At 65.6% G+C, this 17,589-nt stretch carries 17 protein-coding genes and 2 pseudogenes; 9 read left to right on the top strand and 10 right to left on the bottom strand.

Annotated features, from left to right (window positions below):
• Positions 1–821, top strand: an 821-nt coding sequence (locus DCI01S_RS13840) for an IS3 family transposase (protein ID WP_061229761.1), incomplete at its 5' end; no start/stop codon positions are given.
• Here the strand turns inward: DCI01S_RS13840 and DCI01S_RS13835 are convergent.
• The 3 genes and pseudogenes from DCI01S_RS13835 to DCI01S_RS13830 all read right to left on the bottom strand — a co-directional run bounded on the left by DCI01S_RS13835 (position 734) and on the right by DCI01S_RS13830 (position 2,529).
• Positions 734–1,621, bottom strand: a complete 888-nt coding sequence (locus tag DCI01S_RS13835) for an IS630 family transposase (protein WP_438356740.1) — start codon at positions 1,619–1,621, stop codon at positions 734–736. The two genes, DCI01S_RS13840 and DCI01S_RS13835, sit on opposite strands and share 88 nt — an antisense overlap.
• A 138-nt stretch (positions 1,622–1,759) precedes the next feature.
• Positions 1,760–1,867, bottom strand: a pseudogene (locus DCI01S_RS17950) (cytochrome c biogenesis protein CcdA); the annotation flags it as partial.
• Positions 1,868–1,908: 41 nt separating this feature from the next.
• Positions 1,909–2,529 carry a TlpA disulfide reductase family protein gene (locus DCI01S_RS13830; RefSeq protein ID WP_061229760.1) on the bottom strand — a complete coding sequence of 207 codons (621 nt, stop codon included), beginning with the start codon at positions 2,527–2,529 and terminating at the stop codon, positions 1,909–1,911.
• 156 nt (positions 2,530–2,685) lie between these two features.
• Here DCI01S_RS13830 and DCI01S_RS17945 point away from each other — a divergent pair.
• The 6 genes and pseudogenes from DCI01S_RS17945 to DCI01S_RS13805 form a co-directional block, all read left to right on the top strand.
• Positions 2,686–2,874, top strand: a pseudogene (locus tag DCI01S_RS17945) (Cd(II)/Pb(II)-sensing metalloregulatory transcriptional regulator CmtR); the annotation flags it as partial.
• A 35-nt stretch (positions 2,875–2,909) separates the two neighbouring features.
• On the top strand, positions 2,910–4,850 hold the full coding sequence (locus DCI01S_RS13825; protein WP_061229759.1) for a heavy metal translocating P-type ATPase: 1,941 nt from the start codon (positions 2,910–2,912) through the stop codon (positions 4,848–4,850).
• Between the two features lie 189 nt (positions 4,851–5,039).
• Positions 5,040–5,417, top strand: coding sequence for an ArsR/SmtB family transcription factor (locus DCI01S_RS13820; protein ID WP_061229758.1), 378 nt, complete (start codon positions 5,040–5,042; stop codon positions 5,415–5,417).
• Between the two features lie 6 nt (positions 5,418–5,423).
• A complete protein-coding gene (locus DCI01S_RS13815; protein WP_017838579.1) occupies positions 5,424–6,365 on the top strand; it encodes a cation diffusion facilitator family transporter in 942 nt (313 codons plus the stop codon).
• Positions 6,366–6,736: 371 nt separating this feature from the next.
• On the top strand, positions 6,737–8,779 hold the full coding sequence (locus DCI01S_RS13810) for a bifunctional copper resistance protein CopD/cytochrome c oxidase assembly protein (protein ID WP_061229765.1): 2,043 nt from the start codon (positions 6,737–6,739) through the stop codon (positions 8,777–8,779).
• A gap of 86 nt (positions 8,780–8,865) precedes the next feature.
• Positions 8,866–9,507 (top strand): hypothetical protein, encoded by a 642-nt coding sequence (locus tag DCI01S_RS13805; protein WP_017838581.1) that lies wholly within the window; start codon positions 8,866–8,868, stop codon positions 9,505–9,507.
• Positions 9,508–9,580: 73 nt separating this feature from the next.
• On the opposite strand, the gene DCI01S_RS13800 is transcribed toward DCI01S_RS13805, so the two are convergent.
• Complete coding sequence (locus DCI01S_RS13800; protein WP_082767829.1) at positions 9,581–10,276, bottom strand: M23 family metallopeptidase; 696 nt, start codon at positions 10,274–10,276, stop codon at positions 9,581–9,583.
• 502 nt (positions 10,277–10,778) lie between these two features.
• Here DCI01S_RS13800 and DCI01S_RS13795 point away from each other — a divergent pair.
• Both DCI01S_RS13795 and DCI01S_RS13790 read left to right on the top strand, forming a co-directional pair.
• Entirely contained in the window at positions 10,779–11,546 is a 768-nt protein-coding gene (locus DCI01S_RS13795; protein WP_061229763.1) for a M23 family metallopeptidase, read from the top strand.
• Positions 11,547–11,637: 91 nt separating this feature from the next.
• A complete protein-coding gene (locus tag DCI01S_RS13790; RefSeq protein WP_082767828.1) occupies positions 11,638–12,609 on the top strand; it encodes an SURF1 family cytochrome oxidase biogenesis protein in 972 nt (323 codons plus the stop codon).
• 189 nt (positions 12,610–12,798) lie between these two features.
• Here DCI01S_RS13790 and DCI01S_RS13785 read toward each other — a convergent pair whose 3' ends face one another.
• The 6 genes from DCI01S_RS13785 to DCI01S_RS13760 all read right to left on the bottom strand — a co-directional run.
• Positions 12,799–13,446, bottom strand: a complete 648-nt coding sequence (locus DCI01S_RS13785; RefSeq protein ID WP_061229756.1) for a vitamin K epoxide reductase family protein — start codon at positions 13,444–13,446, stop codon at positions 12,799–12,801.
• Entirely contained in the window at positions 13,430–14,074 is a 645-nt protein-coding gene (locus tag DCI01S_RS13780; RefSeq protein WP_061229755.1) for a DsbA family protein, read from the bottom strand. Before DCI01S_RS13780 ends, DCI01S_RS13785 begins: the two co-directional genes overlap by 17 nt.
• A gap of 178 nt (positions 14,075–14,252) precedes the next feature.
• A complete protein-coding gene (locus DCI01S_RS13775) occupies positions 14,253–15,509 on the bottom strand; it encodes a Dyp-type peroxidase (protein WP_061229754.1) in 1,257 nt (418 codons plus the stop codon).
• Positions 15,510–15,515: 6 nt separating this feature from the next.
• Entirely contained in the window at positions 15,516–16,103 is a 588-nt protein-coding gene (locus tag DCI01S_RS13770) for a copper chaperone PCu(A)C (RefSeq protein WP_061229753.1), read from the bottom strand.
• A 588-nt stretch (positions 16,104–16,691) separates the two neighbouring features.
• Positions 16,692–17,255, bottom strand: coding sequence for a signal peptidase II (gene lspA / locus DCI01S_RS13765; protein ID WP_082767827.1), 564 nt, complete (start codon positions 17,253–17,255; stop codon positions 16,692–16,694).
• Between the two features lie 81 nt (positions 17,256–17,336).
• On the bottom strand, positions 17,337–17,589 hold a 253-nt coding region (locus DCI01S_RS13760), incomplete at its 5' end, for an oxidoreductase dimerization domain-containing protein (RefSeq protein ID WP_497463102.1).

Below are 17,589 nucleotides of genomic sequence, written 5' to 3'. Positions count from 1 at the left end.
GACCGCCCTCAGCGCGATCGGTTCGCGACGCCGAACTGACGGTCGCGATCACCACGATGTACGAGGAGAACTACCACGTGTACGGCGCCCGCAAGATGTGGAAGGAGATGGGCCGCGCCGGCCACCAGGTCGCCCGCTGCACTGTCGAACGCCTCATGAGAGCTGAAGGACTCAAGGGGGTCCAGCGGGCCAAGTCGCCGCGCACCACTCGGCCCAAGGCTGAGACTGAGCGGCCCGCTGACCTGGTGGAACGCAAGTTCGTCGCCGAGCGGCCGAATCAACTTTGGGTCGCCGACATCACCTACATCCGCACCTACGCCGGGTGGGTGTACGCGGCGTTCATCATCGACGTCTACTCGCGGATGGTCGTCGGCTGGCAGCTGTCCAAGAACCTCTACACCGACCTGGCCCTGGACGCGTTGAACATGGCGATCTGGCAGCGCACCCACGCCGGCGACGACCTGGGCGGGCTGATTCACCACAGTGACCGCGGCGTTCAGTACCGGGCGCTGCGCTACACCGAGCGGCTCGAAGAACAGGACCTGGTGGCCTCGGTGGGTTCACGCGGCGACTCCTACGACAACGCTATGGCCGAGGCGTTCAATTCTCTGTTCAAAGCCGAGTTGATCCGCAACCGCCACAAGGGGCCATGGCGGGACATCGACGATCTCGAGATCGCCGTCGCCGAGTACATCGACTGGTTCAACCACCGCCGCATCCACGGCGAGATCGGCTACGTCCCACCCGCCGAATACGAAGCCCAACACACGGCGGCCGAACCGGCACCAGAGCCCGTCGACGACCTCGTCGACGCCAGATAACCACCCTCTACAAAACCCGGGGCTTGACAGAGCCAGGATCCGGACGTCGGGGTGAAGTGCACGTGGAACCGCGGATGCTGTGCCAGCCACACCTTCACTGCCGGGGTTTTGTGGGTGGCGTAGTTGTCCATCACCAAGTGCAGGTCAACCTCCGGGTAGGCGCGGTCGAGTTGACGCAGGAACGCCAGGAACTCCTGATGGCGATGCTTCGGCTTGACCGCGCCGGTGACGTGCCCGGTCGCAACGTCCAACGCGGCGAACAGAGTCGTGGTGCCGTGCCGCTTGTAATCGTGGGTGTGCCTTTCGATGCTGCCGGTGCGCATCGGCAGCATCGGCGCGGTCCTATCCAGCGCCTGGATCTGACTCTTCTCGTCAACACACAACACGATCGCGTTGTCCGGTGGCGCCAAGTACAACCCCACCACGTCGGTGACCTTCGCGACCAGTTCGGGATCGGTGGAGAACTTGAACGTTCCGGCCCGCCAAGGCTGCACGCCGAACTTGCGCCACGCCCTGGCCACGGTGGCGTTACCGATCTTCAGATGATCCGCCAGCAGGCGTGAGGACCAGTGCGTCACCCCGTACTTCTTCGGCGGAGGAGTCAACGTCGTGGTGATGATCTTCTGGTCATCTATCCGCTTCGGCCGGCCAGAGCGCGGTTCGTCGAACAGGCCCGCGATCCCATCCGCCTCATACCTGCCTCGCCACTTCCACACCGTCGTCGGCGTCGTTCGCTCCCGGTCAGCGATCCGAGAGTTCGCCTGACCTTCCGCCGCGAGCAGGATGATCCGCGCCCGCATCGCCAACCCCGATTGGATCGACGTTGACCGCGTCCACGACTCCAACTCCTCGCGGTCACCATCACGAAGAATCAAAGCCGGAGCTGGGTTATTGGGCATAACCCATTCTCCCAAACGCCCAAGCATTTAGGAACTAACGACACGCGACACTAGTAGGCAGGCGCCGAGGGCGAGCAGAAGGGGTCCGCTGGCCGCTGTCTGTTGGAACGCCGAACCGATACCCTGCGCGAGCACCAGGCCGTCCATCGGCGGCATGGCACCGGCGAAGACGAGGTCGGCAACATTCGTCACGGCGTGGCACTCTCCTCGTCGGCCACCAATTCGGCTATGACGTCCCGAAGTTGGTAATCGGTGACCGCCGCCAAATACACGGCGGCCACCCGGTGTTGCCGGTCAAGCACGAGGGTTGTCGGCACGATCGAGGTGGGAAAGCCGCGAAGTGCACCTACGGCCGCGTTGGACGGGTCCCAGATCGACGGGTAGGTAAGGCCGTTGTCGCGCACGAAGTCGACCGGCTTATCGCGATTGGGATCACGCACGTTGATCCCGAGCACGGTGGCGCCCTGGGATTCGAACTCCTCCTGAAGGCGCTGAAGATCGTCGACCTCGGTGCGGCAAGGCCCACACCATTGGCCCCACGTATTGAGGATCACCACCTCGCCCTTGTAGTCAGCGAGCCCGATGGTCTGGTCTGGGTCAAGCAGATCCGGCCCGGCGAGTTCGGCAACCGGTTTCCGTTCTTCCTCGGGGTAGTGGATCTCCAGCTGTCCATCTGGACTGACGAACTCGAACGTGCCGCCTTGCGCGACCGCATCGGTGCCACTGCCACAACCGGAGAGGGCTAAGGCGCCCGCACACAGGGCCGCCCAGAGGCGCGCGCGGAAACCGATGGCTCGGATACTGCCCATGCTTTTCACTCCGGTCTGCGACGGGCCATTGCCCCCTCGGCTCCGAACCGGCGGTGTCGCACGGGGTGGCTCTCTCGAACGCCAGTGACGTGACCGGCACTGGCGAGATGGTCCCGCTGTCCGATCGTGCCATAGCCAATATCCGCCCTGTGAACCAGAGATTGCGGGATCGCCGTGGTTGAACGTGAGGGTCGACAGAATCGGTACGAGATCGTCGATGCCCATCTGGCACGTGCGTTGAACGCCTTGGTCGAGACGACTCTTGCCGTTGACGAGAACGCGCCCTGTCTGGACATGCAGTGTCCGGTCGAGGGTTGCTACAGTTCCGTGGGGGAGCGACGGTGACAACGTCCGCGTGTGGTTGTGAGCCGGCCGGGCCAGTGACCGGCCCTGACGAGTCCGCTTCGTGGTGGCGCAACGGTGCCGTCCTCATCCCGGCGTTCTCTGGCCTGACGCTATTGCTGGGTTTGATCCTCGAGTGGCTCGCCAATGGTCCCGGGGCGGAGACTGCAGCGGCGTGGCTGTTCTGGACCGCGCTCCTGCTGGGCGCCTCGCAGTTCGTTCCAAGCGCCGTGCGGGGTCTGTTGTCCCGGGGCCGGCTGAGCATCGGGCTGCTGATGACGATCAGCGCCGCCGGTGCGGTCGGGCTCGGGTTCATCGAGGAGGCCGCCGCGCTGGCCTTCTTGTACTCCATCGTCGAAGCGCTGGAGGATCGGGCGATGGACAAGGCCCGCTCAGGCTTGCGGGCTCTGCTGGCCCTGATCCCCTCCAGTGCCACCGTCCTCGGCGCCGCCCGCAACGTGCCCGTTGAGTCTCTGGAACGCGGCGATGTGCTGCGTCTGGTCGCCGGCGAACGCCTGGCCACCGACGGGATCGTTCGTGTCGGGCAGGGCAGCCTGGATGTCTCGGCGATCACGGGTGAATCCATTCCCGTCGAGGTCGGACCCGGTGACGCGGTGTTGGCCGGCGCGATCAACACCTCCGGCGTCCTGGAGGTCAAGACCACCGCCGCAGGAACAGACAATTCCATGACCACAGTGGTCAAACTGGTTGAGCAGGCACAGACAAAGAAGGGGGAGCGGGCACGTATCGCCGACCGCCTGGCCCGCCCGCTGGTGCCGGGTGTTCTCATCCTGGCGGCTCTGGTCGCCCTGATCGGCTCGATCTTCGGAGATTCCGGACTGTGGATCGAGCGAGCACTGGTGGTACTGGTCGCAGCTTCGCCGTGCGCACTGGCGATCTCGGTGCCGATCACGGTCATCTCCGCTTTCGGTGCGGCCAGCAAGTTCGGGGTGATCATCAAATCCGGTGCCGCGTTCGAGCGCATGGGCTACCTCCGGCATGTGGCAGTGGACAAGACCGGCACCTTGACCCGAAACCAGCCCACCGTCACGCAGGTCCTCACCACCCGCAACGCTGCCCACGACGAGGTCCTGAGCTGGGCGGCCGCTCTGAAAACCCACAGCACCCACCCGCTGGCCGCAGCGATCACCGCCGCATCGGCGGTCACCGAGTCCGCCGGCGCGGGAATCGCCGGCCTCATCGATGGCGCGCACATCGCCGTCGGCAGCCCGCGCTGGCTCGACCCGGGCCCTCTGGCAGATCACGTTCACGCGATGGAGGCCCGCGGCATCACCGTGGTGGTCGTCCACCGCGACGACCACCCGGTCGGGGCCATCGGGGTGCGCGACGAGCTGCGTCCAGAGGCCGGCGAGGCCATGACGTCGCTGGCGGCGAGGGGTACGGGCGTGACGATGCTTACCGGCGACAACACCCGCACCGCTGATGCACTGGCCGCCGAGGCGGGGATCACCGACGTGCGTTCCGAGCTGCGCCCGCAGGACAAGGCGCAGGCAATCGCCGAGTTGCGTGCCGACGGCCGGGGGCCAGTGGCGATGATCGGAGACGGCGTCAACGACGCCCCCGCGCTCGCCTCGGCCGACATCGGAATCGCCATGGGAGCCACCGGCTCCGACGCAGCGGTCGAGTCGGCGGATGTCGCATTCACCGGCGATGACTTGCGACTGATCCCGCGCGCCATAGACCACGCCCGCCGCGGTCGTCGCATCATCAATCAGAACATCATCCTGTCCTTGGCGATCATCGTCGTTCTTCTTCCACTGGCGATCACCGGAATTCTGGGACTCGCAGCCGTCGTCCTGGTCCACGAGGCCGCCGAAGTCTTCGTCATACTCAACGGCCTGCGTGCCGCACGCATCAGGCAGCTCGAGCGACCCCCGAGCCCAAGAACTGCCGACCACGACGACAGTCGGCACATGCACGCCGGCACCGCTCCCTCATTGACGGTGTTGTCGCGTTAGCCGCGCCGCACGCCGCCGGAAAAAACGACGGCAACCATCACCGCAACTCGGTATCGACCGGACGGCCTTGTGCTGCGCCCCGGCTTCGACGGGTGGCATCAGCTGCCGGCACGACTGAGCAAGAACAATGCGTACGCCGAGGACCGAGACCCACCCGAACTTATCGCCGGTTCATGCTAACATCGCTCTATGACGATTAATTATGGGGTGCTCGATTCAGTGACGTTCGAGGATCGAAACACCTATGCAGCGTTGTTCCATGCTCTGGCAGAACCAACTCGACTGGCGTTGTTGGAGCATCTGGTCAATGGTGAGCATCGGGTTCGGGATCTGGTCGATCACATGTATCTGGCTCAGTCCACGGTGAGCAAGCACCTGGCTTGCCTGCGGGATTGCGGGCTGGTCCAAATGCGGATCGAGGGGCGCTCCTCTTGGTTCTCGCTGGCTGAGCCGGCCCGGCTGGCGGACCTGGTAGAAGCCGCCGATGCGCTATTGAGTGCGTCCGGGGTGTCGCCGTCGCTGCGCGATCACCAGGACCACCCCGACCTTGACCTCGGGCAGGAGTGAGTCGAGATGGGGCATAGCCACGGTCACGACCATGGAAGTACTTCTCCCCAGGCCGATCGCGGGACGCGTCGTCGGCTGCTGATCGCGTTCTGCATCACCGCGATCATCGTGGTGGCCCAAGCGGTGGGCAGCGTGGTCACTGGCAGTCTCGCGTTGTTGACCGACACCGCTCATGCATTGGCTGATGCGTCGGGATTGTTGGTTGCGGTCATAGCCGCGACGATGATGCTGCGTCCACCGAGCAGTAAACGGACCTGGGGATTCGCCCGGATCGAAGTCATCGCCGCACTAGGGCAAGCTGTCCTGCTGATCGTCGTCGGTAGCTATGCCGCGATCGAAGGCGTCCGCAGACTCTTCGAGCCGGCGGACGTGCCCGGTACCGAACTGCTGGTGTTCGGCGTGATCGGCCTGATCGCCAATATCGCCGCCATTGTGGTGCTGGCCTCCAGGCGAGGCGACAACTTCAACATGCGGGCGGCATTTCTGGAGGTGCTCAACGACGCTTTGGGGTCGGTGGGGGTGATCGTTGCGGCGATCGTCATCAACACCACCGGTTTCCAGCGAGCCGACACCATTGCCGCGCTGTTCATCGCCGCCTTGATCATCCCGCGCGCGTTCACGCTTCTGCGGCAGACGGTTCGGGTGCTGATGGAGTACGCGCCTACGGGGCTCGATCTGGATGAGGTCCGGGATCACATACTGGAGCTGGACCATGTTCGGGACGTGCACGACTTGCACGCATCCATGATTGGGACCGGCCTGCCGGTCATCTCCGCGCATGTCGTGATCGATGATCAGTGCTTCGAATCCGGTCACGCACCGCAGATCCTGGAGGAGATCCTCACCTGCGTCAAGGAGCATTTCCCCGTCTCCATTGACCATGCCACCATTCAACTGGAGACCGCCGCCGTGCGTGACCGTGAATCTCCCGCAGTCCGACACGCTTGACCCGCTACGAGCCGGAGATGAACGGTTCACATTTCTGCACGATGGGTAGAGCGGGTCCGGCCAGCGGACTTGCTCGGCGCGGCGGCAGGAAAGGGATCGGCGGGCGCGGAGACGGCCACCAATGCGGGTGAAGGTACGACCCTGAAGGCCTCGGCAGGCTGGCCGACCCACGCGATCACCGCCCGAACCCGAGACTGGCTTTTTCTGATCAGCTGGGACCCGGAGTCCAAAAGAGCGGCGGCGGAGTGGGCGCATGCGAGCAGGCCCGGTAGTCCGCCGGCAGGTGGACGGCCCGCATGGCGCCGATCACGGGGGTGCGCAGAGCAGGCGCGAATCGGACCGGAGGACACCCGCTTCCTACGATAGTGATCATGTCGCCGTCGTCGAAGGCACCCTCGTCCAAGGCTTCTGCCACCGCCAGACCGCTGCGTACCCGCGGTGTGGTGCCGGTCGTGGTGCTGCTCGCGGTCGTGGCGGCAGGTGTGGTGGTCCCGCTCTCGCGAATGTCCACGGACCTGGCGCTCGAGCTCCTCGGCGTCCCAGACCCGGGCGTATTCACCACCGCCGGGCTCCCGGCGGTCCGCGCGATCGCCGAGCTGCTGGCATCGGTGGCGGTGGGAATGGCGCTGTTCGCCGCGTTCTTCACCCCGCCGCAGAAAGACAAGACCCTCGACGTGGACGGCTACCGCGCACAGCAAATCTCCTCGTGGGTCAACATCGCGTGGGCGATCGCGGCGGCCCTGCTCATCCCGCTGACCCTGTCCGACGTCTCCGGGCGCACGCTCTGGCAGTCCCTGCCGCCGGACCAGTGGATCGTGGCGATCACCGAGATCGAGGTGGCATCCTCGTGGCGCTGGGCCGCGATCATTGCACTGGTCGCCGGGATCGGTCAGCGGCTCACCGTGAGCTGGCGCTGGTCGGTCATCTGGCTGGGGGTCACGGTGCTCTCGCTCCTGCCCGTTGCCGCGACGGGCCACGCCTCGGGCGGCACCGCCCACGACATTGCCGCCAACTCGCTGATCATCCACCTGTTCGCCGCCGCGTTCTACGTGGGCGGGCTCGTCGCGGTGATCGCGCACGCGCTGCGCGGTGGCTCGCGCGTCGCGCTGGCCCTGCGCCGCTATTCGGTGGTGGCCACGGTGGCGATCGTCGCGCTCGGGCTGACCGGGATCATCAACGGGCTGGTCCGTCTGCACCCCGCCGACCTGCTGACCTCGACCTACGGGCTGCTGATTGTGGCCAAAGCGTTGTGCCTGGCACTGTTGGCGGTGTTCGGGCTGGCGGTGCGCCGGCGCATCATCAACCGGATCGAGGGAACGTCGGCCAACGCCCCGGTGGACCGCGGAACGCTGCTGCGAATCGGACTGGTCGAAACGGTGATCATGGCGGGCACCCTGGGCCTGTCAGTCTCGCTCGGCCGCACCCCACCACCGGCACCGCTCTACGTGCCCACCCGGCAGGAGTCGCTGCTGGGTTTTGAGTTGCCGGGGCCGTTCTCCTTCGAGACGGTGTTCGGTCTGTGGCGCTTCGACCTGGTGCTGGGTCTGGCCTCGGTGATCCTGCTCGGGCTCTACGTGTGGGGGCTGATCACCCTGCGCCGACGCGGCGACGCCTGGCCGGCGGGACGGACCGTGGCGTGGGTGCTCGGGTGCGTGCTGCTGTTCCTGACCACCAGCTCCGGCATGGGGATGTACATGATGGCCGACTTCTCCAGCCACATGGTCGGGCACATGCTCATCTCGATGCTCGTTCCGGTCCTGCTCGCCCTAGGCGGGCCGCTGACACTGGCGCTGCGGGCCCTGCCGGCGGCGGGCCGCGCCAACCCGCCGGGACCACGCGAGTGGATCGTGGAGTTCATCAACAACCCGCTCTCCCGATTCCTCACCCACCCGATCGTCGCATCGGTGCAGTTCGTGGCCGGGTTCTACCTGATCTACTTCGGGGGGTTCTACGAGACGCTGGCCTCCGAGCACCTGGGCCACATGTTCATGAACGTGCACTTCCTCATCAGCGGCTACCTGTTCTACTGGGTGATCATCGGCGTGGACGCGGCGCCGCGGCAGTTCTCGCCCTTCTACAAGCTGATGGTGCTGCTCGGTTCGCTGCCGTTCCACGCGTTCTTCGGCATCATGCTCATGAACTACAAGACCGTGCTGGCCGAGGGCTGGTACTCGGGGATCGGGCTGCCCTGGGTCCCGGATCTCCTCCAGAGCCAGCAGGTCGGCGGCGGGGTGGCGTGGGCGGCGGGGGAGATCCCGCTGTTCATCGTCATGCTCGCCCTGGCCTGGCAGTGGTTCCAGACGGACATGCGTGAGGCTTGGCGCGGGGAGCGGCAGGCCGAGCGCGACGACGACGCCGAGCTCAAGGCCTATAACGACATGCTCCGCGAAATGTCCCAGACCGACCGGAAGTAGGGGACAAGCGGACCCTCGTCGTCGAGGATGGTTCCCTCACACCCCCTTGTTCGTCCCCCAGGCACGTCGGCGATAGGAGCGAGCCCATGAACGAGATGGCCGCCCGCCGCAACATCCCCAACCCCACCAACCGGCGGGTGCGACAACCCGGTGGTCTCCACCTCAGTGGCGAGCAACCCCGCTACCAGGACCACGACACCGATCACGGCGAGGGGAAACAGAGAATGGGCGACGAACTGAGTCACAGCGCACGTAATCAGGCCGAGTTCACACGCTCGCACTGGCGGGCGATGCGAGAATTCGTGCTCGTCGGCCTCACCGCCATCATCGCGGGCGGCCTTGTCGCCGCGGTCACCGGTCCCACCGGTTTCGATGAGGGTTCCTGGGTGGCGGCCTACCTGGTGCTAGTTGCGGGGGTGGCCCAGGTAGGGCTGGGCGTCGGACAGGCACTGCTTACTGGCGGCACACTGTTCGGTCGCCTGCGTGTTGTCCAGCTTCTCGCCTACAACTTGGCCAACAGTGCGGTACTCGGTGGCACCCTGACCGGCTCCGTGATCGTGGTGGCCGCGGGCGGTGTGCTGTTGCTGATATCGCTCACGTTGTTCCTGGCCACTGTGCGTCACGCGCGCCCGCGTACGTGGTATCTCGTGCTCTACCGGATTGTCATTGCCAGCCTCGCAGTGAGTGTGCCGGTGGGCGTCGTCTTGTCAGTTGTTCGTCACAGCTAAAAGCCCAGTACCACCGGGGGAGACCGGGAGAGCAGTCCCTTGTCGGCCAGCCTGCGCTGTCAGAGTTCCGGTGTCATAGGGCGCTGCTGTTTGACCCCGAGTTGACCACGATGCCCCGTTCTGCCAGCCACGCCGAGGGATCGACAGCCCGGGAACCGCCGTCGGCCCAAACCTCGAAGTGCACGTGTGGGCCGGTAGAAAAGCCGCGGTTGCCCATCACGCCAATCTGCTGACCAGCGACGACAGTGTCACCCACCTGGACTGCATTGCTCTCATTGTGGCCGTAGACGGTCATGAAACCGTCCGGCGACATGATCCGGATCCAGTTGCCGTACCCGGAGGCGGGGCCTGAATCGATGACGATTCCGTCGGTCGCGGCGAAGAGCGGCGTGCCGATGGCGTTGGCGACATCGAGACCTGAATGGGACGTTCCCCACCGGGGGCCGAAGGAGGACGTTGAGATACCCACTGCCGGAAGGGCCACAGTGGGGCGCCGCGCCTGCTCTTCGGCGATCTCACGCTGGTAGTTGAGTTCGGTGCCGCTTTGCAAACTGCCGACGAATGCCGCGGAGGTGGGTCCTGGCTCGCCTGCCACGTTCGTGTCATCGGAGGTGAGGGGGAGCGGAGCCGAGGGGGTCGCGGCCTGGGCATCTTTGGAGTGCGCGTCATCAGCGTTACCGGTCGGGTGCTCGTCGGTGGCGAGGAGGACGATCCGCTGATCATCGGTGGGGGCCGCCGCGGCGATAGAGGCGCCCGCGGCTAGGGCCACGACCGCGGTGATACTGCGGTGGTTATTCGGTGAAACCCGGCGATGGGCTCCCCGGCGCCGCCGCGGGGAGCTGGTCGACTGAGAGGCGTGCTTCGGTCCTGCTCGCTTCTCCACTGCGCTACCGACTCCCGTCGTCCTCTAACCGTGATCAATTCGTGACCTGATTCGCTCAAAGGTAGTGGCTGAGCGCGGGGGGTCGCAAGGCGGGTGGGCGCCCGTGACGATCGTCACGCGGAGAACTAGTGAGGCGCCCGGGTCTTTCGTCCGGAGTGAGGCCGATGCTGAGCGTTCCAGGCGCGGGCGATTGCTCCCCGATCGGGGAACGCATTCTCTCGCGGGCCGGGGCCCCCGCGCTGGGGCTGATGATGGTCACGGATTACGCGTTGAGAGTGACATGATCGATATCTAGTTGTTATATTCGACCGTGTTGCCGACGAGGTCGGTCTCCCGCATCGCAGGGACGCGGGAGCACGTAATCCAACACACGATGGAGACAGCCCCCATGACCGACTCCACCCGGTCCGTGACCGTAGCCGAGCTCACCGAGCGTTTGGGCGTGCACAACGCGACGTTGGCCGGCGGTCGCCATCGTGTCGACAGCGGAACCTCGACCGTGTCGCGGTTTGTTGGTAGCGCGGTCGTCGGCGCAGCGCTCTCGGGCGGCCTGGGCTTGGCTTTTGCCCCCGCCGCCGCCGCTCAACCTGTCGCGATTGAGCACGCCCAGGTCGTCGAGGCGATCCAGGCCGCGGCCGACCAGTTCGGCATCGGACCAGCCGAGATCCAGAGGATCGGCGACCAGTTCGGTGTCGCCCCAAATGAGGTCCGGCAGTACGCCGCCGGACTCGGGTTCGGCTCCCTCGACGAAGGCAGTCTCCCGCAGATCGGTGGTGCGTATGCCCCCACATCAGGAGCGATCACCTCGGGATTTGGTTCGCGGTGGGGCAGTTTCCATAACGGCACCGACTTCGGTGCGCCCATTGGAACGCCGCTCTACGCCGCTAAAAGCGGCGTTGTGGAAGCCGCTGGCCCCGCCGCAGGATATGGCATCTGGATCCGCATCCGAACCGATGACGGCGAACTGCTGGAGTATGGCCATAATGACCAGAACTATGTCAGCGTCGGACAGCAGGTCAGTGCCGGTCAAGTGATCGGAACCGTGGGCAACCGCGGAGACTCCACCGGTCCCCACCTGCACTTCCGCGTACAGAACGCCGTCGGCCAGTGGGTCGACCCGGTGTCGTGGCTCGCGGCACAAGGGGTACTCGTCTAGCTCCGCGTTCTTCGGGCGCGCGGGCCGTCTCCCGCGAGGGAAGCGCATGCTGGTGTGTAATCAGCGAGCCGGCACGATTACTGTTTGGCAGGTGAAACCGTTTTCTCGCATGCTCACGCCGGGATGGTTGATCAGCCTGATGTTCATCGGCCTGTTCGTCTACCTATGTTTGACGACTCTTGCCCCCTGGCAGTTGAACAAGCACGAGGACCTCAAGGCACGCAACGCCCAGCTCGTCGAGAGCAGCGCGGCAGGGCCGGTTCCGCTGGACGAGGTGATCCGGCGCGATGGATCACTTGGTACCTCCGAATGGCATCTGGTCACCGCGAGCGGAAGGTACCTGCCCGTGGAGGACGTCCTGTTGCGGATGCAATCCGTCGACGGCGAGCTCGTGTACCAGGTACTTAGTGCGTTCCGCACCGACAGCGGGGACACCTTGCTCGTCAACCGCGGATGGGTCCGAGTCGGCGACAACAACACGGTCCCGGACTTCCCGTCCGCTCCGACGGGCCAGGTCACCTTCACCGCCCGCCTCAGGATCCCGATGGATGCTCCCGCCGACCCCATCGTTCTGAACGAGTGGAACATGGTGCGCAACATCGATCCCCCGGCCATTGGGGGTCTCCTTGGCGTAGACCTGTCGCCCTATTATCTCCAGCTCGCCGGCGGGCAGCCCGGATCCCTGGAACCGATGCCACTGCCGTCCACCGAGTCGGGCCCGTACTTGTCGTACGGCCTGCAATGGATGGCCTTCGGGGTCCTCGCTCCCATCGGCCTGGGTTACTTCGTGTGGAGCGAGCTACGTCAGCGCCGTCGTCTGGACGACGAGGACAACGAGGCCGCCGAGGCGTGGCCGCGCGAGGGCGGGAACCGCGCCGCCGGTCCCGACCACGAGACCACCGTCTCGGAGGCCCCGTCGGGCCCTCCCGCGGCCACGGTCGACGGTCCGCCGGACGAGGTCGCGGACTCAGACCGGCTCGTGGCGGCGGCCATGCGTGATCGCTACGGCGACCGCTTCGCGTCCGAGTATCGACGCATCTCGCGTGGAGGCAACCGCGCCTGATCGTCTGCGACAGCAGTCGATAGCTGTACCTGTCTCAGAACTGAGGTCGGTAACGGGCGAGTCTGAAAGCCGGCGTGCGCTGCTCTGATATGGGAGCGACTCCGCAGTCGGCGGTGTGCAGTGTCGTCCCGAGTGGGCCGAGGACTGACTCGCCGAACGCGAACTGCTGCTCGGTGGGTGAGGGCGTCTCTAGATGAGGGTGGTCCAGTAGTCCCAGAAGCGGTGCGTGATGAGCAGTAGAACAAGGAGGTACCAGGCGGTGAGTATCGCGCCTCGGTATTCGGTGACTGCGGCGATGGTGCGCGCCAGGCCCGCCGAATCGCTGTGGCGTAGTGGCTGAAGATTGCACAGGGTGCAGTACCAGAAGATCGGTATGGTCACCGCCCAGACGATCATGCAGTACGGGCACAGGGCACCGATGCTGTACAAGCTCTGGTAGATGAGCCAGTGGATGAACACCATCGCGAAGGTGACACCTACTTGGATGCTGGCCCAGAGCCAGCGTTGAAAGGTTCCCCCGGCTAGGAGTGCGGCACCCAGGGCCGTTGTGGCGGCGAATCCGGCGATGCCGATGATCGGATTGGGGATGCCAAAGGCTTCTGCCTGCGCGGTGGTCATCACCGACCCGCAGGACAGGACGGGGTTGATGCTGCAGGACGGGATATAGCTCGGGTTCTCGATCAGCGCGATTTTCTCCACCAACAGCACGACCGCCGCGACCAGGCCGATGAGCCCACCAACGACCAGCAACAGCGCGAGCCTACGGTGGGGGCCCTGATCTACATCGGCGTTGGTGGAGTGTGCGACCGGGGTGGCAGCACTATCCGAGGGCAGCATTGATGCTGTTCTCTAGATCGGTGACGCTGGTCGGTTCGAGGCGCTCCCCGTCCAGGAAGAAGGTCGGTGTGCCAGTGACCCCGAGGCTCTGACCGTCTTGTCGGCTCTGTTCGATGCGTTCGAGGGTGGCTGGGTCGTTGTATGCGCTCTCAAAGCGCTCCATATCTAAGCCCAACTCCTCGGCATAGCCGAAGAATGTGTCCCTTTGCGGGGTTTGTTGGTGGCCCCACTGCTCGGGTGTATCAAACAGCTTGCGGTACATGGCCTCGAACTGGCCTTGCTCGGCGGCGGCCTCGGCGGCCAGGGCCGCCGCCATGGAGTTGTCGTGCAGGGGCATGTGGCGCACCACGAACGTCACCCGGTCCCCGTACTGCTCGCGGAGGTCCTCGATCGTCGGGTAGAGGGCGATGCAGGCTTCGCATTCGAAATCGAGGAACTCCACGAAGACGGCGTCACCGCCCTCAGAGAGCCGGGGACTGTCCTCACGCACCAACACCCCGGTACCCGGGCTGTCATCGGGAAGTGCCTGCTCGGAGCCGGAATCGTTCCCGGCGACCAGCAACGCCACCACCAGGACGACCAGAGCAGCCGCGATCAGCCCTAGCGAGAGTTTCAGATTCTTACTCAACAGAATGTCCGCTTTCCAACTCGTGCGTGCCCTGAGGTGATCACTGGATGATAATCGGGTCAGCCGTAGGGACTGCGGTGAGGCGGGGCGACCGGAGCGCGATCGCCCCACGAGACGACGCCGGACCAGGCCCGAATCGAGCGGGGCGGTGACCACCGCTCCCGGCGGTTGCGTACATCTATCTCTCCAATGCGCTCTCGCCGACGTAGCCGCCCTCGTGGCACCCCGGTGGGATCGCGAACACGGCGGAGCCGATGGGAACCGTCCAGGTGTTGAGCATGTCCTGCTCTGCCAGTCGCTGCTGGATCGGCACGAACTGGCGTACCGGGTCAGCCTGGTAGGACGCGAACAACAGCCCGGAGTTGCTGATCTGGCCGGAATCCGGGACATCGTCGTAGTTGTACGGTCGTCGCAGAATCGTCTCGGCCCGAACCCGTGGCCGGGCCCGGGCGATGTGTGATTCGGTGGGGATGACGGGCAACCCGGTGCGGTCGATCGCCTCAAAGTCAGCAGGGTCGTGTTCTGTGGTGCCGGTCAGCGGCGCGCCCGTGGCGAGTGTCCGTCCGATCGTGAGCTCACGGCTGCTCCGTTCGATCTCCTCCCAGGTGTCCATCGTCATCCGGATCCGACGCAGCACCAGAGAGGTGCCGCCCCGCATCCATCGCCGGTCGGCGCCATCGGAGTACAACAACTGGTCGTAGTCGACATCGGTCGGCGCGGGATTGGCGGTGCCGTCAATCTGCCCGAAGAGGTTGCGTTGTGTCTGCCCGGACGGGTCGGTGCCTACGGCACGACGGAACCCTCGCTGCGCCCACCGCTGGATGACCGCGTCGCGAACACCCGAGGACAGGATCCGGGCCGAGTGCGCGACGGTGAGCGGGTCGTCGGCACAGATCTGCAACAGCAGATCGCCGCCGGACCACCGGTCCTCGAGCCGGTCGATCTGCGGGAAGTCCGGTAGCGGCTGCAACCACTCCGGGGTGCGGTCTCCAAGACCGACCTTGCCGAGCAGTTCCGGGCCGAAGCCGATGGTCACCGTTAACCGTGACGGTCCTTCAGCCAACTCGTGTTGCAGGTCGGCCAGACCGCCGCGCCCCTGCGTGAGCCGGGCCGCGTCCTGCGTCCAAGCTCGCAGTACGCCGATGAGGTCGGTGCGGCGAACACCGTCTCGCAGATCGAATGCCATATACGCCGCATGCGCCTGCGGCGCCGTGGTGATGCCGGATTGGCGGTCACCATGGAAGGGCTCGGTGGCCGCGCCAACGGCCCGAGAGTTGGCTATCGCGTCGCGATCAGGGATCCGCGCGGCGGCGGTGCGTCCACCAACTCCCCACCCCGCAGCTCCTCCGGCGACGGCGGCCCCACCGGTGAGAGCCGCGCCGTCGACCAGGAAGGATCTGCGATTCAACGCCGAACGGTGGTTACTGTCGCCCATTGCCGGTCATTCCCCGCCCTGGTACTGCTCATTGCCCCCCTCGAACGACCGCGCGGAGGCGACGATCTCGCTCGTATCGCCGTTTTCCAATGTGAGGGTCACGGTGACTTCCTGACCTGTGCGGATCGAGTCCTGCACGCCCATCAGCATGATGTGGTTCCCGCCCGGCTCGAACACAAGCTCTCCGCCTGCCGGGATGACAAAGCCGCCCTCTCGCTCCCGCATCATCGAGCCACCCGCCGCCCCCGAGACGGTCTCGTGTAACTCGGCCTCACCGGAGACCGCGGAGGCCACCTCGACCAAGCGGACATCCTCATTGGATTGGTTCCGCACAGTCCCAAACACCGGTGCCATCGCGCCGCCGCCACCGTGCGTATTCGGGACAACAGAGCTAGGGCCACCAGTGGCCTCGCTGTGGTCGGTACCCCCACTGGCGTCAGTGGCCTTGACCCACGCATCCTCCACCACAATGGGCGCCGCGCCGGCGGTCGAGGCTGCGGTCGTCTCCGTCCCGGTCTCGGTGATCTCCGAGGTGCACCCGGCCAGGCCCAGGGCGACCGCGGCGATTACCGCGACGAAGGGGGTCCTACGCATAGCTCACTCGCATCCATGTAGCTCCACGCACTTGAACCGAGACAGCCCCTATCTCCAAACGGAGCGTCGCACCGGCGTGGAAAAGTTACGGCGCAGTTCGGGCTGCAACGGCTAGCCAAGAGTCTATGATGTGGCGCTTTGGTCCGACCCACCGGCGGTGGGTGGGTTGTAGAAACGACAGAGCCGGCCACCGCACCGGCCGGGTGCGGCCACGTCGGCACCTGAGCAGTCAGATACGGCCGAACTAGAGGCGAGCACGACTGCATCGACTGGCTGCCGACCAAGCGGGCTCGGGATCGGCGGAAATGCAGCGGGGATAGCGCTGCCGCCCTGAGCGTGGGTCAGCCACTGTGAGCATCTGTCGCAGAATCTCGGTGTAACTCGGACTCGTCTCGCGGTCGGCACGCAAGACCTGACGTCACCAGCTCCCACCTCAACCACTCGACTGATCCGGGCGCGCCGCGCAGGCCGCGCAGGCCGCGCAGGTCGCGCAGGTCGGCGAAAGCGGTGCTCTGATGGGGGCGCTAGGAGCGCACCCCGAACGCGGCCACGAGGCCGAACCACAAGGCCGATGCCGCCGCGGCCACCTCAGTTGTCATGAGGTCCCCTGACTTGCCGGGCTGCAACTTCTGGCGTCTCCCACACCTCGATCCTGTCGCGGCCGGTAAGGGTGGCCACGATCAGCACCACAGCGCCACCGGTGATGAAGACATCGGCGAGGTTGAAAGTAGGGAACCATCCGGTGTGCAGGTAGTCAGTCACCACCCCGTCGGGGGCGCGATCGATGAAGTTGGCCACAGCTCCGCCCAAGACCAGGGCCAACGCCAGTCGTACTGTGCGCGTTGCTGTGCCGGTGGCCCGCCAGGTGAAGAGCGCCAGCGCACCGATGATGAGTCCAGTGATGCCGAGAACGACGCCGGCGGGAAGGCCAGCGCCGAGGCTGAACGCCACCCCGGAGTTGAAACCCAGGCGCAGCTGCATTGGTCCCAGATCCACCGTGTGGTCGTCGGCCAGTGCTCCGCCCGCCCAAGCCTTAGCTCCGAGGTCCGCCGCGGCCAGCAGCATGACGGAGACGACCAGAGCAGTTCGCGCCAGGGCACCTTGTTCGCTTTGTCGGGGTGGTTCAGTAACGGGATTGACGTCCTTCGACATGGCATCATCTTCCTCGACTCGAAACCGAGACGGCAGGAAACCTCGAACGCGACCGACCAAGCCCCCACGTGGAGGCGGTGTTCAGGCGCAGCAGGAGGTGGGTAGTTCGGTGTGGAAGGTGCCTGCGACCAGGCGCAGGGCTTCGGAAGTGGTCAAATAGGGAGCCCAGGTGTCGGCGATCTGGCGGCTAGTCATCCCGGCTGTGATGGCGTAGGTGGCCGCGAGCATGATTTCTCCGGCGCGGTCTCCGATGGCGCTGAGTCCGAGGATCCTCCCGGTTTCTATTTCGGCGACCATCTTGATCGCCCCGCGGGTGTCCTGGTCGATCAAGGCA

It is taken from the genome of Dietzia cinnamea NBRC 102147 (genome assembly GCF_001571065.1).
In the GTDB taxonomy this organism is placed as follows: Bacteria; Actinomycetota; Actinomycetes; order Mycobacteriales; family Mycobacteriaceae; genus Dietzia; species Dietzia cinnamea.
The sequence above is the reverse complement of the archived record's forward strand: the minus strand, read 5'-3'. Positions and strand labels throughout refer to the sequence as shown.